The sequence below is a fragment of the Thiohalobacter thiocyanaticus genome (genome assembly GCF_002356355.1).
In the GTDB taxonomy this organism is placed as follows: domain Bacteria; phylum Pseudomonadota; class Gammaproteobacteria; order Thiohalobacterales; family Thiohalobacteraceae; genus Thiohalobacter; species Thiohalobacter thiocyanaticus_A.
In genome coordinates, this window is sequence record NZ_AP018052.1 from 263866 (window position 1) to 288373 (window position 24508).

The 24508-nt window shown below is 64.7% G+C and carries 24 protein-coding genes and 1 riboswitch; of the genes, 15 read left to right on the forward strand and 9 right to left on the reverse strand.

Translation table 11 applies throughout. The features are described 5' to 3' along the window. Positions 1-211: 211 nt before the first annotated feature. Positions 212-709, reverse strand: a complete 498-nt coding sequence (locus tag CFK21_RS01215; protein ID WP_096363941.1) for a Crp/Fnr family transcriptional regulator — start codon at positions 707-709, stop codon at positions 212-214. A 185-nt stretch (positions 710-894) separates the two neighbouring features. On the opposite strand from CFK21_RS01215, the gene CFK21_RS01220 reads away from it, so the two are divergent. The 6 genes from CFK21_RS01220 (at position 895) to CFK21_RS01245 (ending at position 8930) form a co-directional block, all read left to right on the forward strand. Next, positions 895-1434, forward strand: a complete 540-nt coding sequence (locus tag CFK21_RS01220) for a MarR family winged helix-turn-helix transcriptional regulator (RefSeq protein ID WP_096363943.1) — start codon at positions 895-897, stop codon at positions 1432-1434. A gap of 37 nt (positions 1435-1471) precedes the next feature. Continuing rightward, positions 1472-1708: a hypothetical protein gene (locus CFK21_RS01225; protein WP_157745226.1), complete on the forward strand. Its 237-nt coding sequence runs from the start codon at positions 1472-1474 to the stop codon at positions 1706-1708. 181 nt (positions 1709-1889) lie between these two features. Further along, a complete protein-coding gene (locus CFK21_RS01230) occupies positions 1890-3266 on the forward strand; it encodes a KamA family radical SAM protein (RefSeq protein ID WP_096363947.1) in 1377 nt (458 codons plus the stop codon). Between the two features lie 170 nt (positions 3267-3436). Beyond that, positions 3437-4360 (forward strand): carbohydrate kinase family protein, encoded by a 924-nt coding sequence (locus CFK21_RS01235; RefSeq protein ID WP_096363949.1) that lies wholly within the window; start codon positions 3437-3439, stop codon positions 4358-4360. A 2-nt stretch (positions 4361-4362) separates the two neighbouring features. Continuing rightward, complete coding sequence (locus CFK21_RS01240; RefSeq protein ID WP_096363951.1) at positions 4363-6543, forward strand: HAD-IIB family hydrolase; 2181 nt, start codon at positions 4363-4365, stop codon at positions 6541-6543. Further along, positions 6543-8930, forward strand: coding sequence for a sucrose synthase (locus CFK21_RS01245; RefSeq protein WP_096363953.1), 2388 nt, complete (start codon positions 6543-6545; stop codon positions 8928-8930). Before CFK21_RS01240 ends, CFK21_RS01245 begins: the two co-directional genes overlap by 1 nt. Positions 8931-9076: 146 nt before the next feature. Here CFK21_RS01245 and CFK21_RS01250 read toward each other — a convergent pair whose 3' ends face one another. Next, positions 9077-9352 (reverse strand): hypothetical protein, encoded by a 276-nt coding sequence (locus CFK21_RS01250; RefSeq protein ID WP_096363955.1) that lies wholly within the window; start codon positions 9350-9352, stop codon positions 9077-9079. 182 nt (positions 9353-9534) lie between these two features. Between CFK21_RS01250 and CFK21_RS01255 the strand changes: the two genes are divergently transcribed. Together CFK21_RS01255 and CFK21_RS01260 are read left to right on the forward strand one after the other, a co-directional pair. Beyond that, a complete protein-coding gene (locus CFK21_RS01255) occupies positions 9535-10149 on the forward strand; it encodes an NADPH-dependent FMN reductase (protein ID WP_096363957.1) in 615 nt (204 codons plus the stop codon). A 2-nt stretch (positions 10150-10151) separates the two neighbouring features. Beyond that, positions 10152-10376: an RND transporter gene (locus tag CFK21_RS01260; RefSeq protein ID WP_096363959.1), complete on the forward strand. Its 225-nt coding sequence runs from the start codon at positions 10152-10154 to the stop codon at positions 10374-10376. A 184-nt stretch (positions 10377-10560) separates the two neighbouring features. Here the strand turns inward: CFK21_RS01260 and CFK21_RS15445 are convergent, their stop codons facing one another. Together CFK21_RS15445 and CFK21_RS01270 are read right to left on the reverse strand one after the other, a co-directional pair. Continuing rightward, a complete protein-coding gene (locus CFK21_RS15445; protein WP_096363961.1) occupies positions 10561-10740 on the reverse strand; it encodes a hypothetical protein in 180 nt (59 codons plus the stop codon). 79 nt (positions 10741-10819) lie between these two features. Further along, positions 10820-12715: an ATP-binding cassette domain-containing protein gene (locus tag CFK21_RS01270; protein WP_096363963.1), complete on the reverse strand. Its 1896-nt coding sequence runs from the start codon at positions 12713-12715 to the stop codon at positions 10820-10822. Positions 12716-12843: 128 nt separating this feature from the next. On the opposite strand from CFK21_RS01270, the gene CFK21_RS01275 reads away from it, so the two are divergent. The 5 genes from CFK21_RS01275 (at position 12844) to CFK21_RS01295 (ending at position 18155) form a co-directional block, all read left to right on the forward strand. Continuing rightward, complete coding sequence (locus CFK21_RS01275) at positions 12844-13380, forward strand: gamma carbonic anhydrase family protein (RefSeq protein ID WP_096363965.1); 537 nt, start codon at positions 12844-12846, stop codon at positions 13378-13380. Positions 13381-13555: 175 nt separating this feature from the next. Beyond that, a complete protein-coding gene (locus tag CFK21_RS01280; RefSeq protein ID WP_096363967.1) occupies positions 13556-13912 on the forward strand; it encodes an RNA recognition motif domain-containing protein in 357 nt (118 codons plus the stop codon). 121 nt (positions 13913-14033) lie between these two features. Further along, positions 14034-14239: riboswitch (cobalamin riboswitch) on the forward strand. Between the two features lie 253 nt (positions 14240-14492). Continuing rightward, positions 14493-16469, forward strand: a complete 1977-nt coding sequence (locus tag CFK21_RS01285) for a TonB-dependent receptor (protein WP_172844227.1) — start codon at positions 14493-14495, stop codon at positions 16467-16469. Positions 16470-16493: 24 nt separating this feature from the next. Continuing rightward, a complete protein-coding gene (locus CFK21_RS01290; protein WP_096363971.1) occupies positions 16494-17306 on the forward strand; it encodes a VPLPA-CTERM sorting domain-containing protein in 813 nt (270 codons plus the stop codon). Between the two features lie 24 nt (positions 17307-17330). Then, positions 17331-18155 carry a DUF4465 domain-containing protein gene (locus CFK21_RS01295; protein ID WP_096363973.1) on the forward strand — a complete coding sequence of 275 codons (825 nt, stop codon included), beginning with the start codon at positions 17331-17333 and terminating at the stop codon, positions 18153-18155. Between the two features lie 121 nt (positions 18156-18276). Here CFK21_RS01295 and aroE read toward each other — a convergent pair whose 3' ends face one another. Both aroE and hemB read right to left on the reverse strand, forming a co-directional pair. After that, positions 18277-19122, reverse strand: a complete 846-nt coding sequence (aroE, locus tag CFK21_RS01300) for a shikimate dehydrogenase (protein WP_231971543.1) — start codon at positions 19120-19122, stop codon at positions 18277-18279. Between the two features lie 8 nt (positions 19123-19130). After that, a complete protein-coding gene (gene hemB, locus CFK21_RS01305; RefSeq protein ID WP_096367435.1) occupies positions 19131-20156 on the reverse strand; it encodes a porphobilinogen synthase in 1026 nt (341 codons plus the stop codon). Between the two features lie 97 nt (positions 20157-20253). Here hemB and CFK21_RS01310 point away from each other — a divergent pair, with 97 nt between their 5' ends. Together CFK21_RS01310 and CFK21_RS01315 are read left to right on the forward strand one after the other, a co-directional pair. After that, the gene (locus CFK21_RS01310) at positions 20254-20808 is read left to right on the forward strand and encodes a hypothetical protein (protein WP_096363975.1); all 555 of its coding nucleotides are present in this window, start codon (positions 20254-20256) and stop codon (positions 20806-20808) included. 102 nt (positions 20809-20910) lie between these two features. Beyond that, entirely contained in the window at positions 20911-21546 is a 636-nt protein-coding gene (locus tag CFK21_RS01315) for an MlaC/ttg2D family ABC transporter substrate-binding protein (protein ID WP_096363977.1), read from the forward strand. A gap of 503 nt (positions 21547-22049) precedes the next feature. Here CFK21_RS01315 and rd read toward each other — a convergent pair. The 3 genes from rd to CFK21_RS01330 form a co-directional block, all read right to left on the reverse strand. Then, positions 22050-22217, reverse strand: coding sequence for a rubredoxin (gene rd, locus CFK21_RS01320; RefSeq protein WP_096363979.1), 168 nt, complete (start codon positions 22215-22217; stop codon positions 22050-22052). A gap of 90 nt (positions 22218-22307) precedes the next feature. Beyond that, the gene (hemF, locus tag CFK21_RS01325) at positions 22308-23222 is read right to left on the reverse strand and encodes an oxygen-dependent coproporphyrinogen oxidase (protein WP_096363981.1); all 915 of its coding nucleotides are present in this window, start codon (positions 23220-23222) and stop codon (positions 22308-22310) included. 227 nt (positions 23223-23449) lie between these two features. Then, a complete protein-coding gene (locus CFK21_RS01330) occupies positions 23450-24490 on the reverse strand; it encodes a GGDEF domain-containing protein (protein ID WP_157745229.1) in 1041 nt (346 codons plus the stop codon). Between the last annotated feature and the right edge of the window lie 18 nt (positions 24491-24508).

Consider the following 24508-nt stretch of genomic DNA (forward strand, 5'->3'; position numbering starts at 1 on the left):
GCTGGGCTGGCGGAAACGGTGTTGAGCCGAATGGCAGTTATTTTACGTCATGGCGAGTCCAGCGTGGCAATCTCATACTGCAGAATCAGTCGGTTGGAGATTGCCATGTCACTTCGGTTCCGCGCAATGACAGGTGTTATTCGGCTTAACTGAGTACCATTCGGAGTTGAGCCCTGATTCAGCCCGGGTTTGCACCCAGGCCCGACCGGGATCAGGAATCATCGCTGTCCTTCACACGCATCTCGAAGGCGCGCTGATCGGCGGCCCGCAGCCGGCGGCAGACGTCGCGGGCCATGTTTATGTACAGTACCAGGTACTGATCAGGAAATTTTCTATACAGATCATGCAGGTGTCGGCTGGTCAGTTCGATGGCCGAACTGCCGGTCAGGGCCAGGGTCGAGGTGTTGCGCGGCCCCAGGTCGATCAGCGCCACCTGACCGAAGCTCTCGCCCCGCTCCAGGCTGTGGATGCGGTAATCGCGCCCCTCCCAGCGCTTGTACATGGCGACCTTGCCGGACTCCAGCACGAACATGGACTGCGCCGGCTCGCCCTCATGATAGAAATACTCCCCCTTCTGCCGCTGTACCACATGGGTGAGGCCAAGCAGGTATTCCAGCGTGGCGTCGTTGAGCCCGCCGAAGGCGGCCATGGACTGCAGCAGCCGGATGCGCTCGGAGGTGGGGCGTGTCTGTGAGGTGGCGCGTCGCATGGGTGGTCAGCCAGGTTTCCTGTCCCGTTGGACATTGCCAGTGTCCGTGAGTGCCGGCCGCCGGGAGGGCGTCCGTTCAGCCTTGGCATGGGTAAGTATAACCTATTGAATTTTATTCTGAATGGACAGATGCGAAAAAAAATGATATTGTGCAAAAGTTTTTCGCGCAAATATTTTCTGGTGCAATGACGGCTGATCCCAACGCTGCCCCCGGCTCTACGCCGGAGGCGGGCCAAGACAGAGAAATCCGCAGCATCATCCAGCAGCTGCGCATTGTCTATCGCGCCATGCAGGAGCATTCGCGCTGGGTGGAGCGTCAGTGCGGGGTCTCCGCGGCCCAACTCTGGGCGCTGTGGGAGATGCACAAGCGGCCCGGCATGCGGGTCTCGGAGCTCTCGAGGAGCCTGTCGCTGCATCAGTCCACGACCAGCAACATGCTGGATAAGCTGGAGAAAAAAGGCCTGATCGAGCGCCGCCGCGGCGGCCCCGACCAGCGTGTGGTCAAGGTCTACCTGACCGCTGCCGGCGCCGCCATCGTCAAGCAGGCGCCGCAGCCGGCCCAGGGCACCATCAGCGACGCCCTGCTGCGTCTGCCGGAACAGCGACTGGCACAACTCGACCAGGGCCTGCAGGCCATGGTCGCGGCAATGGTAATCAAGGACAGTGAGGCGGCGCTCAGGCACATGTCTGACACCGATGACAGACAGGAGAAACGTTTTGAATAAGGACCGGATGTTTTATTGCCTCCCGCAGCAGGCCTACATGCGTACGGACAACTGCCAGAAGCTGCGCAAGCGGCCGACCGGCAAGGTGCCCGCCGGCGCCCAGCCCAAGCTGCGTGCCTGCGAGGGCTGCACCATGTATCCGCTGGTGGACAAGGACAAGGTACCGACCGTCACCCTGACCGAATATCTCGGCGGCCAGAAACCGGAGATCGCGAATCTGCACTCGGCGACCAACAAGAAGCTGATCCAGGCCCACCTGAAAGAGGCCGGCTAGCCGCTTTTCGGCACATCTGCAACGAAATCCCCCGGGTCCGCCGCCAGGCGGCCCAGCCAAGACAACCAGGGTCGGCCGGCACAATCCGCTGCCGGACAGCGCCTCATCATTCAATCATCCATCAGGCAACGGATGGGGTAACGGCCTTGAGATATGAGGAGAGACTCCTATGTCCCAAGTCATGAACCTGAATCGCAAAACCGCGCCGAGCGCGACGCTGACCCGGAACACGCGTTTCGAGGTCTATACCGAGCGCCAGTTCGATCGCATCAGTCCACTGCAGCGCCTGCCCGAGGAGCAGCGTTTCGCCATGCGCGTGGTTGCCAATGTGCTGCCCTTCCGGGTCAACCGGTACGTCATCGACGAACTGATCGACTGGGAGCGGGTACCGGAGGATCCGGTGTTCCAGCTCACCTTCCCGCAGCCGGGCATGCTGGATGAGGCCGATTTCAACCGCATGGCCGCCGTCCTGCGCAAGGGAGGCGAGCGCGCCGAGGTCAGGGCAGTGGCGCGCGAGATCCAGGCCGGACTGAACCCGCACCCGGCCGGGCAGCAGGAAATGAACGTGCCGCAGCTCAATGGCGAACCCCTGCCCGGCGTACAGCACAAGTACCGCGAGACGGTGCTGTTCTTCCCCAGCCAGGGTCAGGTCTGCCACAGTTACTGCACCTTCTGTTTCCGCTGGGCGCAGTTCGTGGGCGACAAGTCATTGCGCTTCGCGGCCAACGAGGCCTCCAACCTGCATCAGTACCTGGCGCAGCATCCGGCAATCAGTGATCTGCTGGTGACCGGCGGCGACCCGATGGTGATGAAGACCGCGCATCTCAAGGCCTACCTGGAACCGTTGCTGCGTCCGGAGCTGGAACATGTGCAGACGGTGCGCATCGGCACCAAGTCGCTGACCTTCTGGCCGCAGCGCTTTGTCACCGACGAGGATGCGGATGATCTGCTGCGCCTGCTGGAGAAGCTGGTCGCCGGGGGCAAGCATGTGGCCCTGATGGCGCACTTCAATCACTGGCGCGAAATGGACACACCGGTCGTGCGCGAGGCCATCCGCCGCATCCGTGCCACCGGCGCCCAGATCCGCACCCAGGCGCCATTGCTGCGTCACATCAACGATGACGCCGGAGTCTGGGCCCGGATGTGGCGCACCCAGGTGCACCTTGGTCTGATCCCGTACTATATGTTCGTCGAGCGCGACACCGGTGCCCGGCAGTATTTCGAGGTGCCGCTGGTGCGTGCCTGGGAGGTCTACCGCGAGGCGATGCAGCGGGTCTCCGGCCTGGGGCGCACCGCGCGCGGTCCGAGCATGAGCGCGGCCCCCGGCAAGGTGGAGATCCAGGGCGTTGCCGAGATCCAGGGCGAGAAGGTGTTCGTGCTGCGGTTCATCCAGGGCCGCAACCCCGACTGGGTGCAGCAGCCCTTCTTCGCGAAATACGATCCCGAGGCCACCTGGCTGGATCAGCTCGAGCCCGCCTTCGGCGAGAACAAGTTCTTCTTCGAGGACGAGTTCAACGCCATGCAGGACAAGCCGGTGACGGTGCGTCGGATCGCCTGACGCCCGGCGTTGCCGCGGAGCGGTTTTGACGGCATCCTGTTACCTGGTGCCTGTCATTGCGGGCAGGGCGTGACAATCTCATAATGCGGCAGAAGCCGGTCGGAGATTGCCGCGGCACGTCGTGCCTCGCAATGACGGCTGATTTGAGTGTTCATTGACCGCCGTCCACCATGGCCACGACACCTGATGCCCAGTCCGGAACCGCCCCCGACCGCCCGGTGATCTTCGGCGAAGTGCTCTACGACTGCTTCGCCGGTGGTCCGGAGGTGCTCGGCGGCGCGCCCTTCAATGTCGCCTGGCACCTGCAGGGCTTCGGTCAGCAGCCGCTGCTGATCAGCCGTGTCGGCGAGGATGCGCACGGCGACGCGCTGCTGGCGCAGATGCAGTCCTGGGGCATGGATACCCGCGGCGTGCAGCGCGATCCCGATCATCCCACCGGCCGGGTCGAGATCGTCCAGGACGGCAGCCGCCACAGTTTCGATATCCTTCCCGACCAGGCCTACGACCACATCGACGCCGACACCGCCTGCGAACTGCTGCTGGAGATCAATGTCGCACTGCTCTACATCGGCAGCCTGGCGCGCCGCCACCCGGTCTCGTGCCGGGCGATGGAGTCGCTGCAGGCACAGGGTCATCCCGCCTTCGTCGACATCAATCTGCGCGCGCCCTGGTGGGACGAGGCCGGCGTGCGGGCGCTGCTGCGGCAGGCGCGCTGGTTCAAACTCAATGACGAAGAGCTCCGGCTGCTGGAGCCGCCCGCCGCCACGACCAACGAGACCGGGGCCGCACGCGCCCTGCTGGAACAGAACGGCCTGGAACTGCTGATTCTCACCCGCGGAGCGGCCGGCGCGCTGCTGCTCAGCCGCGATGCGCAGTTCGAGGGGCGGCCACCGGAATTGGAGCGGCTGGTCGACACGGTCGGGGCGGGTGATGCCTTCAGCGCGGTGACCATTCTCGGCCTGTTGCGGGGCTGGACGCTGGAGCAGATCCTGGAACGGGCCCTGACCTTCGCCGCGCGCGTCACTGAGCAGCGTGGCGCGACCGCGGCCGATCCGGCACTGTATCAACATTACCGCGAGCGATGGGGGCTCTGAGCATGCAGGGCAAGGCGACAGGGAGCAGCAGCGAAAAGGGTCGCTACATCATCCTCATCAGCATCCACGGCCTGATCCGGGGCGAGCACCTGGAGCTGGGGCGTGATTCCGACACCGGCGGCCAGACCCTGTACGTGGTGGAACTGGCCCGCGCCCTGGCCCGCCACCCCGATGTGTGGCGCGTGGATCTGCTCACCCGCCAGGTCATCGATCCCAAGGTCGACGACGACTATGCCCAGCCGCTGGAGCCGCTGGGCGACAAGGCCTATATCGTGCGCCTGCCTTGCGGCCCGCGTCGCTACCTGCGCAAGGAGGTACTCTGGCCCTATCTGGACGGCTTCACCGACGCCGCGCTGCAGCATGTGCGCAGGATCGGGCGGCTGCCGGATTTCGTCCACAGTCACTACGCCGATGCCGGCTTCGTCGCCTCGCGCCTGACCGCGCTCCTCGGCGTGCCCATGGTGCACACCGGACATTCGCTGGGCTGGCCCAAGCGCGAGCGGCTGCTGGAACAGGGCGTGCGCGAGGAGCAGATCGAACAGCACTACAACCTGTCCCAGCGCATCGAGGCCGAGGAGATGGCGCTGGAGAACGCCCAGCTGGTGGTGGCCAGCACCCGCCAGGAGGTCGAGCAGCAGTACGCGCGCTACGACAACTACCAGCCCAAGCGCATGGAGGTGATCCCGCCGGGCACCGACCTGACCCGATTCCGGCCGCCGAAGCAGCGCGAGCGCTGGCCGCCGATCTGGGAGGAACTGCAGCGCTTCCTGCGCCATCCGAAAAAACCCATGATCCTGGCGCTGTCGCGCCCGGACGAGCGCAAGAACATCCTCACCCTGGTCGAGGCCTACGCCATGCACCCCACCCTGCGTGACCTGGCCAATCTGGTGATCGTGGCCGGCAACCGCGATGACATCAGCCACATGGAGCGTGGCCCGAAGACAGTGCTGACCAACCTGCTCATGTGCATCGATCGCCATGATCTGTACGGCCACATCGCCTATCCCAAGCATCACGATGATACCGACGTGCCGGACCTGTACCGCCTCGCCGCGCGGCTGAAGGGCGTGTTCGTCAACCCGGCGCTGACCGAGCCCTTCGGCCTGACCCTGATCGAGGCCGCCGCCAGCGGTGTGCCCATCCTGGCCACCCACGACGGCGGACCGCGCGACATCATCCGCCACTGCAGGAACGGCTATCTGATCGACCCGCTCAAACCCAAGCGCATGGCGCGCCGGCTGGAGCAGATGCTGATCGACCCCGAGCAGTGGGGGCAGTGGTCGCAGAACGGGCTCAAGGGCGTGCACAAGCACTACTCCTGGGACAGCCATGTGGAGAAGTATCTCAAGGCCGTCAGGCGCACCTCGAAGGGCAAGTACCGGCCGCAGCATGCGTGGGGGCCGAGCAGCCGCATGCCGACCATCGACCGGCTGATCGTCTGCGCCCTGGACAATGTCCTGATGGGCGACGAAGAGGCGCAGCAGGAACTGGTGTCACGCCTGGAGAAATCGGGCGAACACATCGGCTTCGGGGTGGCCACCGGCCGTACCCTGGACAGCGCCATGAAGCTGATCAAGGCCTCGGCCCTGCCCATGCCGGATGTGCTCATCACCTCGGTCGGCTCCGAGATCCACTACGGCCACCGCATGGTGCACGATCAGGCCTGGCTACGGCACATCGACTTCCGCTGGGAGCCGGACAAGCTCAGGGATGCGATGAAGCAGTTCAAGGGCATGAAACTGCAGCCTAAGACTGAACAGCACCCCTACAAGATCAGCTATTTCATCGACAGCAGGAAAGGCCCCAGCCGGCGCGAAGTGGTGCGCCATCTGCGCAAGCTGGATCTGCACGCCAATGTGCTCTTCTCGCGCAACATGTTCGTCGACCTGCTGCCCATACGTGCCTCCAAGGGCACTGCCCTGCGCCATGTCAGCGTGCGCTGGAACATCCCGCCGGAGAAGATCCTGATCGCCGGCAGCTGTGGCAACGACGCCGATGTGCTCAGCGGCAACACCCTGGGCGTGGTGGTGGGTAATCACAGTGACGAGATCGAACGGCTGCGCGGATGGCCGCGAGTTTACTTCGCCGAGGGAGAGCACGCCTGGGGTATCCTCGAAGGCATCAACTACTACGACTTTCTGGGCGTGATCCACATCCCCAACGATGAATACGAGGAGGCCTGATGCAAGCGCTCGAGGAGCACCTGCGGCATCACCGGGACAAGCTGTTCATGCTGCTGCGTCACTATGCCTCGCTGGAGCGCGCCTTCCTGCTGCAGTCGGACCTGTGGGACGAGTATCAGGTTTTCTGTGACCGGGCCGAGAACAGCGCCAGTTGCGACAACGCCATCGCCGAGCTGATCGGGGTTGCGCAGGAAGCGGTGGTGGAGCACCCCTGGGTGTATCTGTCAGTGCGCCCGAGCATTGCCCGCTGGAGCTATCTGCGCTTCCATCTTGAGGCCGGCGATTACGAAACGATCAGCGGCCAGGAGTTTCTGGCCTTCAAGGAACGTCAGGTGCGCGACGGCGCAGCCCTGTCGGACTTCGTGCTGGAGGTCGACCTCGGCCCCTTCAACCGCGAATTTCCCAAGCTCAAGGAATCGCGTTCCATCGGTCGCGGGGTGGAATTCCTCAACCGGCGCCTGTCCAGCCAGCTGTTCCAGGAACTGGGCCGCGGCGACAAGCGGCTGCTGGAATTCCTGCGCATGCATCAGTGCCACGGCGTTCAGTTGATGGTCAATGAACGCATCACCGATGTGGAGGAACTGCAGCAGGCCCTGCGCCGGGCCGAGGAGTACCTGTCCGGGCAGCCGCCCGAAGCCGGCTGGGACCAGGTCGGCCATCAGCTGCAGGCGCTGGGCCTGGAGATCGGCTGGGGCCGCACCGTGACCCGCATGCGCTACACCCTGCACCTGCTTTCCGACATCCTGGAGGCGCCGGAGCCGCAGAACCTGGAGCGTTTCCTGGGCCTGATCCCCATGATCTTCAGCCTGGTGATCCTGTCCCCGCACGGTTTCTTCGGTCAGGCCAACGTGCTGGGCAAGCCGGATACCGGCGGCCAGGTGGTCTACATCCTGGATCAGGTGCGGGCGCTGGAGCACGAGATGCGCCAGCGCCTGCAGGAACAGGGTCTGGACATCGAGCCGCAGATCCTGGTCATCAGCCGGCTGATCCCCGAGGCCCAGGGTACGACCTGCGACGAACGCAAGGAACATATTGTCGGCACTCAGAACGCCTATATCCTGCGTGTGCCCTTCCGCAATCCCCAGGGCGAGGTCATTGCCCACTGGATCTCGCGCTTCGAGGTCTGGCCCTATCTGGAGACCTTCGCCCAGGACGCCGAACGCGAACTGCTGGCCGAACTGGGTTCGCGTCCCGATCTGATCATCGGCAACTACTCCGACGGCAACCTGGTCGCCACCCTGCTCTCCCAACGCCTGCACGTGACTCAGTGCAACATCGCCCACGCGCTGGAGAAGGCCAAGTACCTGTACTCCGATCTGTACTGGCATGACAACGAATCCGAATATCACTTCGCCGCTCAGTTCACCGCCGATCTGATCGCCATGAACTCGGCCGACTTCATCATCACCTCCACCTACCAGGAGATCGCCGGCGACGGCAAGAGCGTGGGCCAATACGAGAGCTACGGCAACTTCACCATGCCCGATCTGTACCGGGTGGTGAACGGCATCAACGTGTTCGATCCCAAGTTCAATATCGTGTCGCCCGGGGCCGATGTCGACACCTACTTTCCCTATCACAAAAGTGAGCGGCGAAAGCATGATCTGCAGGCGTCGTTGGAAGAGTTGATCTGCGGCGGGCCTGGAGAAAACGCCCGCGGCGAGTTCAGCGATCCCGACAAGCCTCTGATCTTCAGCATGGCGCGGCTGGATCACATCAAGAACATTACCGGCCTGGTGCAGTGGTACGCCGAATGCGCGCCGCTGCGCGAGACCGCCAACCTGCTGGTGGTGGCCGGTCACGTCGATGCGGCCAGATCCAATGACCGCGAGGAGCAGGCCCAGATCGCGCGTATGCACCAGCTGATGGACGAATACGGGCTGGACGGCCAGGTGCGCTGGCTCGGGTCACACCTGAACAAGCCCATGGCCGGCGAGTTGTACCGGGTGATCGCCGACCGGCGTGGCGTATTCGTGCAGCCGGCGCTGTTCGAGGCCTTCGGTCTGACTGTGATCGAGGCCATGAGCTCGGGCCTGCCCACCTTCGCCACCCGCTACGGTGGTCCGCTGGAGATCATCATCGACGGCGAGTCCGGCTTTCATATCGATCCCAACCACGGCGACGCCGCCGCCGAGCGGTTGCTGCAGTTCTTCCGCCGTTGCGGGAAGGATGCCGGTTACTGGGAGGGCATCTCCGAGGGCGGAATCAACCGGGTGGAGGCCTGCTACACCTGGCGGTTGTATGCCGAGCGCATGATGACCCTGTCGCGCATCTACGGCTTCTGGAAGTTCGTCACCAATCTGGAGCGTGACGAGACCCGCCGCTATCTGGAGATGTTCTACGCCCTGCAGTACCGGCCGCTGGCGCAGCGGGTGCTGCAGGGGTGAGGACGATTACGTCATTGCGAGCGCAGCGTGGCAATCTCGTAAGGCAGTATTTTTGGGTTGGAGATTGCCACGGCGCTACGCGCCTCGCAATGACGAAAGTATCAGCAATATAGAGAGGCTCAGCGTCCCTCATCCCGTTCCATGGACTAGGCCAGCTGTTGCAGAATCTGCTCCGGCTCCTGGGTCTGCTGCAGGATGCCGCGCACCCGGTTGAAGGCCTCGGCCGCGGTCTCGGGATGGGCGGCATAGGTGGTCAGGCGTTCGTATTTCCAGCCGGCCGCCTTCAGCACCCGGGTCTTGAACTGCGTACCCTCGACCCCGTTGCCGCCGATGGCAATCAGCGCGGTCTCGATCTCCTGGTGCGGCAGGCGCTCCAGGGTGATGCGGGTGAAATCCTCCGCGTTCACCTCGGTAAACTGCATCTGTGTATCCTTCTCTGTCTGGTGGTCGGACACGAACCGGCCCGTGAAACTGTGTCGTCCGCTGTGGCCGGGGCCTTGAGCCGGATCACGGGCGCGGACAAATACCCATTTCCATTCAGGGATTTACAGAATGGTATCCAGCCTTGATACACTGGCGCGGACAACAGAGGACAGGGGAAGACATGAAGCTCACCATCATCAGTGGCAGCCACCGGGAAGAGGCCCAGAGCCTGAAGGTGGCCGGATATGTTGAACGCACACTTCAGGAAAAACAGCTGTGCGAGGAGACCGCCTTGATCAGCCTCTCGGGCAATCCGCTGCCCCTGTGGGACCAGGGCATCTGGGACAAGGATCCGGCCTGGGAGGCGCACCTCAATCCCATCCGCGCCGAACTGTCCGCGAGCGATGGTTTCGTGGTGGTCTCGCCCGAGTGGCATGGCCAGGTCCCGGCCGGGCTGAAGAATTTCTTTCTCATGTGCAGCCGCTTCGAGGTCGGGCACAAGCCGGCGCTGATCGTCACCGTGTCCAGTGCCGACGGCGGCGCCTATCCGGTGGCCGAACTGCGCATGAGCAGCTACAAGAACAACCGCATCTGCTACATTCCTGAGCAGGTGATCGTGCGCAATGTGGAGAGCGTGCTCAACGACAACCCGGACGACAACAACCCGGATGCCGATCAATACTTCCGCGAACGCTTCGAGTGGAGCCTGGGCATCCTGCGCGAATACGCGCTGGCGCTGCGTCAGGTGCGCGCCAGCGGCGCAACCGACACGGACAAATTCAAGAACGGGATGTGAACATGATGCAGTGGCTGCAGCGCCTGCCCTGGGCTGTCCTGATCATCGGCACTCTCACCCTCGGTCTGGCGCCCTTCGTGCCCGAGCCGCACCTGGTCGAGAAACTGCGAATGCTGTTTCAGGGGCAGTTGAGCCGGCCGATCGATATCTTCGATCTGGTGATGCACGGCGCCTTTCCGGCGCTGCTGCTGGGCAAGGCCGCGCTGGTGGTGCGTAGGCCGGAATAAGGGCCGTGTGCCCCGTTTCCGGCGATGGACACGGTCACCGGCGGCATCGCCGGGAACGCTGTGCTTATCCCGGCCTACGTGTGGGTGTCTACCGCATCTTCGCAGCGTAGTAGGTCGGATTAGCCCGCAGGGCGTAATCCGACTCGGGCCGCGCCCCCGTCGGGTTACGCTGCGCTTACCCGACCTACGTGTCGTGATTGTCCGTATCCGCGTAGTCACTGCCCAGGTCGATGCCCAGTTCCTCGGCCACCGCCTGCCAGTAGGGCTCGGCCTCGCAGCTGCAGCAGTCGCACCAGGGCGCGATGCCATCGTGCATGCTGAGGCTGCGGCGCTTTTCCTTCCGCTCTGTCGTTTCGTCGTTCATGACCCGAGTGTAGGTCGGATCAAACGAGGTGCAAGCGAGGTTGCGCGGGTCGAGTGAAACGCAAAAGCCCAGCCGCACCCTACAATTGTTCTGCCTCGAGCTGCTCGGACAGTTCCAGCCAGCGCGTCTCCACCGTCTCCAGTTCCCGGTCGATCTCGGCCTTGTCCTGCAGGACCTGTTGCAGTTCGGGTTTGGCGTTCTCCTGGTACAGCGTGCTGTCTGCCAGGCGGTGTTCCAGTTCCTGTTGCCGGTCGGTCAGTCGTTCCAGCCGGGTTTCCAGGGATTTGAGCTCCTTGCGCAGCGGGGCGAGCTGGCGCCGCTGCTCGGCCTGGTCGCGGCGCTGCTGCTTGCGATCCGCGGGCCTGGTGCTGCCCGCCTGCGCCGGTTTTTCCTCTGCAGTACCCGCCTCGCGCTGCAGCAGCCAGCGCCGGTAGTCTTCCAGATCGCCGTCGAAGCGGGATAGCCGGCCGCTGTCGATCAGCCACAACTCGTCGGCGATGCTGCGCAGCAGGTGACGGTCGTGCGAGACCACCACCAGGCCGCCGGTGTATTCCTGCAGCGCCAGTTCCAGTGCCAGGCGCATTTCCAGATCCAGGTGATTGGTGGGTTCATCCAGTAACAGAAGGTTGGGTCGCTGATAAACGATCAAGGCCAGTGCCAGGCGTGCCTTCTCCCCGCCGGAGAAGGGGGCGACCTCAGCCAGCGCCTGGTCGCCGTGAAAGCCGAAGCCGCCGAGGAAGTCGCGCAGCTCCTGCTCCCGCGCCCGGGGATCGAGTGCCTGCAGGTGCTGCAGCGGGGAACGGTCAGGCCGCAGCTGCTCCAGCTGGTGCTGAGCGAAATAACCGACCGCCAGGTCCCTGGCCGGCAGCGCCTCCCCGGCAAGCACCGGCAGTTCACCGACCAGGCACTTGATCAGGGTGGATTTGCCGGCACCGTTCGGGCCGAGCAGGCCGATGCGTGCCTCCGGGGTGAGCGACAGTTTCACCTGTTCCAGCAGTGGCCGGCGGTCATAGCCGATGCTGCAGTCCTTCAGCTGCAGCAGCGGGTTGGGCAGCTTGCGTGGCGCCGGAAAACGGAAACGGAAGGGCGAGTCCACATGCGCCGGGGCGATCAGCTGCATGCGCTCCAGCGTTTTCAGGCGGCTCTGGGCCTGGCGTGCCTTGCTGGCCTTGGCACGGAAGCGCGCGACGAAACGCTCGATGTGGGCGACCTCGCGCTGCTGGCGTTCAAAGGCGCTCTGCTGCTGCGCCAGTTGTTCGGCATGCTGGCGCTCGAAGCTGCTGTAGTTGCCGCTGTAGAGGGTGATCGAACCCCGTTCGAAGTGAGCCACGGTATCGACGATGGCATCGAGAAAGTCGCGGTCGTGCGAGATCAGCAGCAGGGTACCGGGATAGGCGCGCAGCCAGTCCTCCAGCCACATGACCGCATCCAGATCCAGGTGGTTGGTCGGCTCGTCCAGCAGCAGCAGATCGGAGGGGCTCATCAACGCGCGGGCCAGATTCAGGCGCATGCGCCAGCCGCCGGAAAACTCGGTGACCGGCCGATCATGACTGGCATCGGCAAAGCCGAGGCCGTGCAGCAGGCGGGCGGCGCGATGGCGGGCGCGGTAGCCGTCGATGGCCTCGAACTCGGCATGCAGGGCGGGCAGCCGGTCCGGAATAGGGTCGCGTTCGGCAGCGGCGATGGCCTGGTGAAGTTCCCACCAGCGGGCGTCGCCCTGCAGGACATGCTCGATGGCGCTGGCATCGGTGGACGGCATTTCCTGCGCCACACCGGCGATCACCCAGTCGGGCGGCAGTGTGAGTTCGCCGCCGTCGGGCGGCAGCACGCCCTGGATGAGATTGAACAGACTGGTCTTGCCGCAGCCATTGGCGCCGGTGATCCCGACCTTCTGGCCGGGATGAACGCGCAGCGAGACATCCTGCAGCAGCATCCGGTCGCCGCGCTGCAGGGCGAGATTCTTCAGTTCCAGCATGGAGGCGGCATTCTACTCCAATGCAACCGCACCGGCATCGAAGTACCCCGGGATGGCCGGGTGTCGCATTACTCCCCCTGCTTGCATAGACTGTCTGCCAGCACAGCCTACGAAGGATTGCCCCACCCATGCCCATCCGCACATTCGAGACCCACACCCCTGTCATCGATGGCTCCGCCTACGTCGATCCCACCGCGCTGGTCATCGGTCAGGTGGAGATCGGGGCGGACAGTTCGCTCTGGCCCAACGTGGTGGCCCGCGGCGATATTCATCACATTAAAATAGGGGCCAGCACCAATATTCAAGATGGCTCTGTTCTTCATGTCACCCACGACAGCGAGTTCGCGCCCGGCGGGCATCCACTGGAGATCGGTCACGCCGTCACAGTGGGCCACATGGTGGTGCTGCACGGCTGTACAATCGAAGATAACTGTCTGATTGGAATGGGTTCCATGATCATGGACGGGGCGCGTGTCCAGACCGGGGCCATGCTGGGGGCAGGCAGCCTGGTTCCACCCGGCAAGGTGCTGGACGGGGGCTGGCTGTGGGTAGGCCGACCGGCCAAAGCGGTGCGGGAGCTGACCGAACAGGAAACCCTGTTTCTGGAATACTCTGCGCGGCATTATGCCCGGCTCAAGGATCGCCACCTGGCGGGCAGCGACTGACTGGCGGGGACGGGAAAAAGGCCCTACAATCAAACCGGGAAGGCGATCAATGTGATGCCTGGCCAACATCAGGCCCGCGGGCGGCAGCATGGGCCCTGCCGCAGAGCCCCGACAGGAATCTTTCTCTACCAGGGATGTCGAAGAACAACACAGGCCCTGGTTTCAGGAGAAAGCCATGATGCTATTCATCGGTAATCTGCCCCAGTCGGCCACCACGGCGCGGCTCGCCGATGCTCTGCGCCTGGGGCATGAGGATGCTCACCGCCTGCGCATTATCCGCAAGCCCGGCCGTCACGGCGGAGTGCAGCGCTATGCTGTGCTGCAGGTGCGCACCCCGGCCGCGGCCAACCGGTTGCTGGGGCGCAGCAACAAGATCAAGCTCAACGGTCAGCCGCTGGAGTTGCGCGAGTTCTGCAAGCGCATTGCCAACAACGAACGCCGCGCGCTGAACTGGCGCAGCAAGACCTGGCCGCATGCCGAGCGTCGCTGCAACGAACGTCGCTGCACCGCAGGCGAACGACAGGCCGCCTGACAGCCCCCCGGCCGCGCCGGGGTGGACAGCCATCGGTGCCGCCGCAACCGCGGCGTGTGCATGCGCGTTGCCCCGTCCTTTACGCCATCCCGATTTGACTTCATGCAGATTCATGACTAAGGTGTGCACACCGTAGACAGGTGCTGGCAAGCTGTTCAGTGTTGCCAGTGAAACGGGAAGCCGGTGAGAAACCGGCACTGCCCCCGCAACGGTAATTGGGTCAAGGCGCTTCATCCAGGCCACTGTGCGCAAGCATGGGAAGGCGAAGCGTCGAGCCGTACGGCTCTACCCATAAGTCCGGAGACCGGCCTGCCTACTACGCTGCATCCGCATGACGGAGGCGGCGGCACTCGGCGCTACGGAGGGTATCGCCAGGGGCAGGCTACCCGCCAATCGCACTGGCGTTTCGCCTTTCTCCCGATTTGTCCTCCGCGGCGCGTGTATGCGTGTACTGGCGGAGGGCCAAATGTGTAATCCCGGACGACCCCGGCATGCCGGGCGGTCGATAATTCCACTACTATGCAGCGTCCATGATGCATCGGTCCTGGCCCGACTCGGTGCGTTCTGTCTCGGCCTGACGGTGCTGTCCGTCAGCGCGGACGAGCCGTTCGAACTGGACGATATCGTGGTCACTGCGGCCTCCCCGGATACACCTGTACTGGCCACGCCGCGCAGCGTTTCGGTCATCACGGCGCGCGACCTTGACAATGCCACCACCACCGATCTGGCCGAACTGCTGTCGCGCGAGGCCAATGTCAATCTGCGCAGCTTTTTCGGCGGCAACAAGTATTCCAATATCGACATCCGCGGCATGGGCGAGACCAGTGTCAGCAATGTCATTTTCCAGGTTGACGGCTTCCGTCTGAATGCGCCCGATCTGTCGGGTGCGGATCTGTCGAGCATTCCGCTGTCGCAGATCGAGCGTATCGAAATCCTGCGCGGCGCCAACGGGGTGCGCTATGGCGACGGTGCGGTCGGCGGTGTGGTCAATATCATCACCGGCCAGCCGCAGGCCGGAGTGCAGGGTCATGCTGAATATACCCGGGGTTCATTTGACAGTGACGCGACCACGGCGGATATCAGTGTGGGCGGACGCCATGCCCGCGCACGCCTGAGCCTGGCGCATGCCGACAGCGACGGCCACCGGGTCAACAGCGCCAGCCGCGAACGCGATGCCGCGCTGCGGCTGAATCTGTATCCACTGCCGGCGCTGGAGCTTGATCTGCGCGCGAGCTACCACGACGACCGGTTCGGTTTTCCCGGGCCGGTGAGCCAGACGGCGTTCCAGACACGGGAGGGCCGCGAAGGCTCCAACTCGCCGAACGACTTCAGCGAAACCACCGATCATCGCTATCAGGCACGGCTGGGCGCCGACCTGAACCGCTACGGGCGCCTCACCCTGCACGCCAATGTGCGCGACCGGGACAACCCCTATGTGCTGGGCTACACCCCGCTACTCAGCATCGAGGATCAGCAGGGCGAGATTTCCGAACGCTCACAGCATGTCGGCCTCGAGCATACCGTCGCCGTCACAGCGGCCGGGCTGCCGCTGGACATCGCCTGGGGCGCGACCGGCTTTTTCAGCGACTATGTCCGGCGCGAGAACGGCACCGATGTACCGGACCAGAGTAAGCGCACCGCCGGAGACATTGAGGAGGCGGCCGCCCACATCATTATCGACGCCGCGCCGGCCGATGCCTGGCTGCTCAGTGCCGGCTATCGCCTCGATCGCTTCCGGGTCGAGCGGCTGGATGAAAGGCTGGTACAGCTCTATACCGGCACCTTTCCCTTTTTCATTCCGGCGGGTGCGCAGTGGCAGAACACGCTGGATGAAACCACCACCTGGCACAATAACGCCGGCGAGATCGGCCTGAGCTGGCTGCCCACCGACAGCCTTGCCGCCTATCTCAACTATGCCCGCAGCTTCCGCAATCCCAACATCGACGAACTGGCCCTGTCCGCCCCCGAGCTCGCGCCCCAGTCCGGCTGGCAGGCGGAGGCCGGCCTGCGCTATCGCCGGCGCTGGCTGGAGGCGGCGGTGTCGGTGTTTCACATTGCCATCGACGACGAGATCTATTACGGCGAGGAGCCGTCCACCGGCGCGCGGGTCAATCGCAACTACCAGGACACCACGCTGCGCACCGGCGCCGAACTGGAACTGAAATTGCGCACGCTTCCCGATCTCTATCTCTGGGGCAATCTGTCCTATACCGATGCGCGTTTCGAGGACAGCGGCAACGCCATCCCGCATGTCCCGCAGCTGCAGGCCAATGTCGGGCTGGAATGGGTGCCGGTGCCGGAGGTCTCAGTGGTGCTGAGTTCCAGCTACACCGGCTCGCGTTTCGATGGCAACGACCTGAACAATGACCTGTATGCAAAGCTCGATGCCTACCAGGTCGCCGATCTGAAGCTGAGTTGGGAGCATCGGGCGGTTCGGCTGTTTGCCGGCGCGAACAACCTGTTCGACGAGGTCTACAGCACAGTCGGTTACAGCGAGAACTACTACCCCATGCCCGAGCGGAATTTCCATGCCGGGCTGGCAGTCACCCTCAACTGAACGACAAGCAAAAAGGAGAAGGAAATGAAAAAACTGCTTCCCGTTATGTTATCCGCCTGCCTGCCCGGTGTGGCGGTTGCGGGTCCCTTCGCGCCCGCCGCCGGTCAGAGCGGCAGCACCGCCATACATATGAACGATCCGATCTTTGCCGGCTGGGCCAGCGGGTGGCAGGACTACCTGCCGGGCAGCAATGTCGATGCGCAATGGCAGACGCCGCAGAAGGCCCTGGGCAAGGCGGTGGGAGATTCCTACGACATCGTCTCGCTGGGACGAGGCGGATCGATCACCCTGACCTTCGACGCCCCCATCGTCGACGGCCCCGGCGCCGACTTTGCCGTGTTCGAGAACAGCTTCAGTGACACCTTCCTGGAATTGGCCACGGTGGAGGTGTCCTCCGACGGAATCAACTTCAGCCGGTTCAGCGGCTACTCCCTGACCGCGTCGCCGGTCGGCGGCTTCGGCGCGGTCGATCCCACCAATATCCACGGTTATGCCGGCAAGTACCGCCAGGGCTACGGCACGCCGTTCGATCTGGGCGATCTGGTGGCGGCCAGCATGCTGGATCTGAACAACATCCAGTATGTGCGGCTGGTCGACATCGTCGGAGACGGTAGCTTCATGGACGACACGCCGGCCGCTGCAGGCGGCCCGCGCCCGGTGTACGACCCCTATCCCACCGTCCAGAGCGCCGGCTTCGACCTCGATGCCATCGGCACGATCAATGCCGGCGTCGCGACCTCGCCGGTCCCGCTGCCAGCCGCGGCATGGCTGTTCCTGAGCGGAATGGCCGGGCTGGGCGTCATCGGACGCCGGCGCACACGTGCCCGGACAGAATAAGATAACACAAGAGGAGTCGATAACATGCAATTGGAACAGAAAACAGCACTCACGGCCGGAATCATGCTCCTGGCCAGCGGCGCTGCCGGCGCCGCCACCGTCAGCGGCTTCGATGACCTGGCACTGGCGCCCGAGTCCTATCACGCCGGCGTGACCGGCGCCCTGTACACGCCCAATACCACCAGCTTCACCAGCGGCCCGGCCACCTATTACAACGAGGCCACCGACTGGGGGGGTAGCACCTCCTGGCAGGGTTGGGCCTACTCCAACACCACCGACACGAGCACGCCCGGCTACCTGAATCAGTACAGCGCCTATACGGGCGGTGGGTACAATTCGTCGAATTACGGTGTCGCCTTCACCAGTACGGGCGCGGCCAGCGTGGTCAGTTTCGCCCAGCCGTCACAACTGACCGGCGCCTACTTCACCAACACCACATACGCCGCCCTGTCGATGCTCAATGGCGATCAGTTCGCCAAGCAGTTCGGGGGAGCCAGCGGCGACGACGAAGACTGGTTCAGGATGACGATCACCGGCAAGGACAGCACTGATGCGGTGACCGGCACCCTGGACATGTATCTGGCCGATTATCGCTTCAGCGACAACAGCCAGGACTACATCCTGGATGCCTGGACCTGGCAGGACTTGGGGGCACTGGGCACGGTGAGCAGTCTGGAGTTCACGCTGAGTTCCTCGGATGTGGGCGACTACGGCATGAACACGCCGGCCTATTTCGCGATGGACGATCTGCAGGTCAGCGCCGTGCCGTTGCCGCCGGCGCTGTGGCTGTTCGCCAGCGGCCTGTTGCTGCTGGGGCGTCGGGTGCGCCGGGCAGCACCACCGGCCTGACCCGGTCCCCACAGAACTCCGGGCCGGCAGGAATGCTGTGTCGCGCAGGGAGGCGCGGCCGGTTGGGAGCCCTGTTCAAATCGAAGCCGTGCCGGGGGCCGGCGCCATGTTTGCTGCCGTGTCAGAGTCCGCTGCGCAGCGCCGCGATTACCGGCGGTGTGTCCGGCCGCAGTCCCCGCCACAGATAGAACGACTCCGCCGCCTGTTCCACCAGCATGCCCAGACCGTCTATGGCCAGCGCGGCCCCGTGGTTGCGCGCCCATTGCACGAAGGCCGTCGGCTGGCTGGCGTACATCAGGTCATAACAGCAGCAGTGCTCCCCGATGATGGAAGTCGGAATCGCCGGCACCTCGCTGTCCAAACCGGCCGCAGTGGCATTGATGATCAGATCGAAGCGGTTATCGGCCAGTTCGTCCAGACCGCTGCCCTCGACGTTGCCCGCGTCCTGAAACACCCCGGCCAACTCGCGCGCCTTCTCCGCGGTGCGATTGGCGATGCGCAGCCCCGCCGGATGGGTCTCCAGCAGCGGTCCGATCACCCCGCGCGCGGCCCCGCCCGCACCCAGCAGCAGGATCCGGCGATCGGTGAGCACCTGCTCCAGATTCTCGGTCAGGTCGCGTACCAGGCCGATGCCGTCGGTGTTGTCGCCGATCAGCCGACCGTCGTTGCCCCACAGCAGCGTATTGACCGCTCCTGCCCGCTCGGCCCGCGGATTGAGCACCTCGGCCAGGCGCCAGGCATCCTGCTTGAAGGGCACGGTGATGTTCAGCCCCTGGCCGCCAGCCTGGCGGAACAGGGCGATGGCGGTGGCCAGATGCCCCGGCTCGACCCGGATGGCCTCGTAGACCAGGTGCTGGTGGGTCTGGCGTGCGAACAGTGTATGGATCTGCGGCGATTTGCTGTGGTCGATGGGGTTGCCCATCACAGCGTAGCGATCGGGCGGCGCTGCGGTATCTGCCATGCTCATGACGGAATTCAGCCCTGTTCGGCTTCGCGCAACCAGTGCGCAACCCGGCAGGCGAAATAGGTGAGGATGCCATCGGCGCCGGCGCGCTTCATGCCCAGCAGCGACTCCAGAATCACTGCGCGGCCGTCCAGCCAGCCGTGGCCCGCAGCCGCCTCCAGCATGGCGTACTCGCCACTGACCTGATAGACATAGGTGGGCACGCCGAAGTCGCGTTTTACCCGGTACACGATGTCGAGATAGGGCATGCCCGGCTTGACCATGACCATGTCCGCGCCCTCGGCCAGATCCAGTGCCACCTCATGCATGGCCTCGTCGCCGTTGGCCGGATCCATCTGGTAGGTGTACTTGTTGCCGGCGCCCAGGTTGGCCGCTGAACCGACCGCGTCGCGGAAGGGGCCGTAGAAGCTGGAGGCATACTTGGCCGAGTAGGCCAGGATGCGGGTATGGATGTGACCGTCGGCCTCCAGCGCCGCGCGGATCCGGCCGATGCGCCCGTCCATCATGTCCGAGGGCGCAACCACGTCGGCGCCGGCCTCGGCGTGCGACAGGGCCTGGCGGACCAGCACCTCCACTGTCTCGTCGTTCAGCACATAGCCGGAGGCGTCGAGCAGTCCGTCCTGGCCGTGGGTGGTGAAGGGGTCCAGTGCCACATCGGTGATGACGCCCAGCGTCGGCAGGGCGGCCTTGAGCGCCCGCACCGCCCGCTGGGCCAGGCCCTCGGGATTGAATGCCTCGGCGGCATCCTCGCTCTTGCGTTCGGCCGGCGTGACCGGGAACAGGGCGATGGCGGGGATGCCGAGCCGGTGAGCGGTTTCGGCCTCGACCAGCAGCTGGTCGATACTCAGGCGTTCCACCCCCGGCATGGACGACACGGCCTCGCGCTGGTTCTCGCCCTCGATAACGAACACCGGCCAGATCAGGTCATCCACGCTCAATCGATGCTCGCGCATCAGGCGGCGCGAGAAATCGTCGCGGCGCATGCGGCGCATTCGGGTGTGGCTGAAAGGGCCGCGGGCGGTGTGAAATTCGGACATCGGAACTCCCAGGCAGATCACAAGGTCGATAATCGGCAAGTGTACCTGCTCGCCCCCGGCCATGCACCGGCGCCGCAGATCCTGCTAGTCTGAAGTCATGCAGACCCCTGATCTCGAAGCCCTGCTGCAGGAGTGCCCGCCGAGTTCGATGCTGCGGCTGGCGGACTGGTATGCCGAACCGCTGGTGCAGGCGCCGGCCCGCGCGTTGCTGGAGCAGGCCAGGCGGCGGCGGCAGACCGCGCTCAGGGCGGGACAGCCGGCGTTCACCGCGCGGCTCATCGAACTGATCGCAGGCGGGTGGTGCGGCCAGGATCTTGCCATGCATCATGCCTCGCTGGGGGCGGAATGCAGCGCGCCGCAGGAACAGGCACTGCTGGAACTGGTCACGGGACAGCTGCTGATCAGCCGCCGGCTGGACGGCGCACATGCCTGTCTCAAGCGCGGCTTCGCGCTGGCCGCGCCGCTGCTGCCGGCGCAGGACTACTTTCGGGTGCTGAAGCGCCATGCCCTGCTCGAGGCATTGCCGCTGGGGAGCAGGCCGGCGCCGGCCTGCGGCCTGGACGAGCTGCTGACCGAGGCCGCGGTGATCCGGCGGTTGCAGGGCCGCCAGGCCCGGGGCGGCCGCGCCGATCCCGCTGACACCCTGGGCTGATCCCGCGCCGCGCCGACCGGCCTCAAGCCGGCGGGCGGACACGCCGATAGCCACGGTGATTGCGTCAGCCACGAACAACAAAAACACGCGGGAGACCTGCCCATGCGACCCACTTCATACCCAGTCCCTCCATTACGCCGCCTCTGCGCCCTGCTGCTCGGTGGACTGCTGTGGGCCGGCGCCGGGCTGGCCTCCATCCCGACGTCTCCCGAGGAAGTGGTGCGCCAGGCCTCGGAGCAGGTGCTGGCGCGGCTTCAGGCCGAGCCGGCGGTGCAGACCCAGACCGAGCGCCTGCACGCGCTGGTCGATGAGGTACTGATCGACCACATGGACATGGATCGCATGGCGCGCTGGGTGCTGGGCAAGTACTCGCGGCGCGTCGACGAGGACCAGCTGGCCCGTTTCAGCGCGGCCTTCCGCGGCCTGCTGGTGCGCACCTATGCCACGGCACTGACCGAGTACAACGGCCAGGCCATGCGCTTCCTGCCGGTGCGTCAGGATGCCGAGGACCGGGTCACGGTACGCACGGTGATCGAACAGCCGGCCGGGCCCGCCATTCCCATCCATTTCAGCCTGCACAATCGTGACGGGGCCTGGAAGGCCTACGACATCGCCATCGACGGGGTGAGCATGCTGGCCAGTTACCGCACCAGCTTCGCGGCCGAGATCCGCCGCGGCGGCATCGAGCAGCTGATCGAGTCGCTGCAGGCGCAGCAGACGCAGGGGCAGGGCTTCTGAGCTCCGGATCCCGCCGCCCAGGCGGCGTGAATCCGTCGCCATGGCGTCAAACCTTCTTCCCGGGCACCCGGTTCGAACCGCCGCACCTTCGATGCGGCATTCATAACCATCCGTTATTCATAGGCTAACAGGAATCCAGCATAACCTGGCACGGGGAATGCAGTAGTTGTTCTGCAGGCAGCTGACGCCGGATTTAAAGTCCGCTTCGGACCGGCCGATAAGCTGCCTGAGGGACACAGTCAACTGTGGCATGGGTCCGGTCAGGGTCTGAACCCGAACACACCGAACCCGCTGGGCGGCCGCCGACGTGGTGAGCAGGTCCGCACGACGGAAAGCCTGAAGCGTCGCGCCGCCCGAAAGTGAACAGGCCGGTTCCGATTCCACGGGCCCATGCCACAGTTGACCATCAGCAGCATAGTCCCGGATCGACTCCTCCGACGCTGAAAAGCGTTTTTATACCCCGCACCTTTTCTGCGGGGTTTTTTTTGTCCTGCCGACGCCGGTCAATCCATCTCGATCATTTCGAAGTCGGATTTGCCCACGCCGCAGTCGGGGCAGACCCAGTCCTCCGGGATATCCTCCCAGCGGGTGCCGGGTGCGATGCCCTCATCGGGCAGGCCCTCGGCCTCGTCATAGATGAAACCACATACAATGCACTGCCATTTCTTCATTGCCTTACCTGTAAGTCCGGGATTATGGGGAAAATTGAAACGTATTCTTGAGGGTGCGCTGCCGGGATACAACCCTACGGCCAGCGCGGTTCAGTCCTGTTCGGCCAGCCAGTCGCGCGGGCGCAGGAAATCCCGGTACAGCCGCGCTTCCTCGCTGCCGGGTTCGGGGTGCCAGTCATAGCGCCAGCTGACCCGCGGCGGCAGCGACATCAGGATGGACTCGGTGCGCCCGCCCGACTGCAGCCCGAACAGGGTGCCGCGGTCATAGATCAGGTTGAACTCCACGTAGCGGCCGCGGCGGTAGAGTTGGAACTCACGCTCGCGCTCGCCCCACTCGGTTCCCATGCGCCGTTCCACGATCGGCCGGTAGGCAGGCAGAAAGTGGTCTCCGACCGAGCGCATGAAGCCGAAGCAGTGGTCGAAACCGCCGGTATTCAGGTCATCGAAGAACAGCCCGCCAATGCCGCGCGGTTCGTCCCGGTGCCTGAGATGGAAATATTCGTCGCACCACTGTTTGTAGCGCGGATAGACGTCCTCGCCGAAGGGCGCACAGGCCGCCGCTGCGGTGCGATGCCAGTGGGCCGCATCCGCCTCGAAGCCGTAGTAGGGGGTGAGGTCGAAGCCGCCGCCGAACCACCACACCGGGGCCTCGCCGGGTTTCTCGGCAATGAAGAAGCGCACATTGGCATGCGAGGTCGGTACATAGGGATTGCGCGGATGGATGACCAGCGACACCCCGGTGGCGTGGAAGCTGCGCCCGGCCAGTTCCGGGCGGTGGGCGGTGGCCGAGCCCGGCAGTTCGGTGCCGTGGACATGGGAGTAGTTCACCCCCGCCTTCTCGAACACCGCGCCGTCCTCCAGCACCCGGCTGCAGCCGCCGCCGCCGGCCTCGCGGGTCCAGCTGTCCTCGATGAAGGGCCGGCCGTCGAGTTCGCCGAGGGCGTCGCAGATACGGGTCTGCAGGTCGGTCAGGTAGGCCTGGACGGCGTTCAGGTCGGGCTGCATGGGTGATTCCGGTCTCGGGCAGAGACGGCATGATACTAGTGCCGGTTGCGACGATCCACACCACGGGACGGGCGCCGCCAGGCTGCGATCCTTGTAGGATGGGTGCAGCGAAGCGCACCCCATCGCGGCGGGTCGTAAGATGGGTTACGGCGCAAGCGCCTCCACCCATCCTACCCGTTGTGCAAACGGGTCGGTTTGCGCGTGTGCTGCGGGGTGTCGGGGATTCCTCAGGCCGCCGGGGCCTGGCTTTCCACCGCGACGCGGTTGCGTCCGGAGTGCTTGGCCTGGTACAGCGCCATGTCGGCGCGCTCGACGAAGGCGTGCACCGGTTCCCCGGACTGGTAGCGGGCCAGGCCCAGGGACAGGGTCACGCTGCCGATCGGGTCCTGGGTATCCTTGCGCCGCAGCCGCTGCTGCTGGACAGTGGCGCGCAGGTGCTCGGCCACGGCCAGCGCCCCGTGCAGGGGCGTATTCGGCAGCAGGATGGCGAATTCCTCGCCGCCGAAACGGGCCACGATATCCTGGCCCTTGACGTTTTCCCTGAGGATGCCCGCGACCAGCTGCAGCAGCCGGTCGCCCACGATGTGGCCGTGGGTATCATTGAAACGCTTGAAGTGATCGATGTCGGCCATGATCAGGCACAGGCTCTCGCCGTCTTCCCGGGCCCGGCGGGTATAGTCGCGCAGCTTCTCATCCAGGGTCATGCGGTTGTGCAGGCCGGTCAGGGCATCGGTGGAGGCGGCCATGCGCGCCTCCTCAAGTTGTTCACGCATGCGGTCAAGCTCGCCCCGGGTCTGGTCCAGCTGGTCCTGCAGCGCCCGGTTGGTCTCCTGCATGGTCTGGGTCTCGCGGATGAATTCGTTGAGCAGGCCGCGGAATTCCTCGGTGCTCATGTCCTGTGCCAGGCTGTTCTCGTAACGGCCCAGCAACTCGCCGTAGTGCAGGGTCTGGTCGCCCGACAGACTGACCTGCTCCAGGATCTGGGCCAGGCGCGCGCGTACCTCGTTGCGCAGCGATTCGGCCAGCTGCATCTCGGCCTGGCGGAAATGCTCCTCGAACAGTGCGGTGCTGAAGTCCACCGACACCGGCTGGCGTGGATCATGGATGGCCTGTTCAATGCTTTCCTGCAACACCGGGTTGCGGCCGGCTACGTATTCATACCAGACCGTGTAGTGCTGGGGCGTGGCGGGGATGGCGTGCTTGGCCATCAGCGGCAGGGCCAGGCGGACATACTCCGCGGCCTGATCGAAGCTTTCATTGTATTGCATTGGTGCGATGTCTCCCTG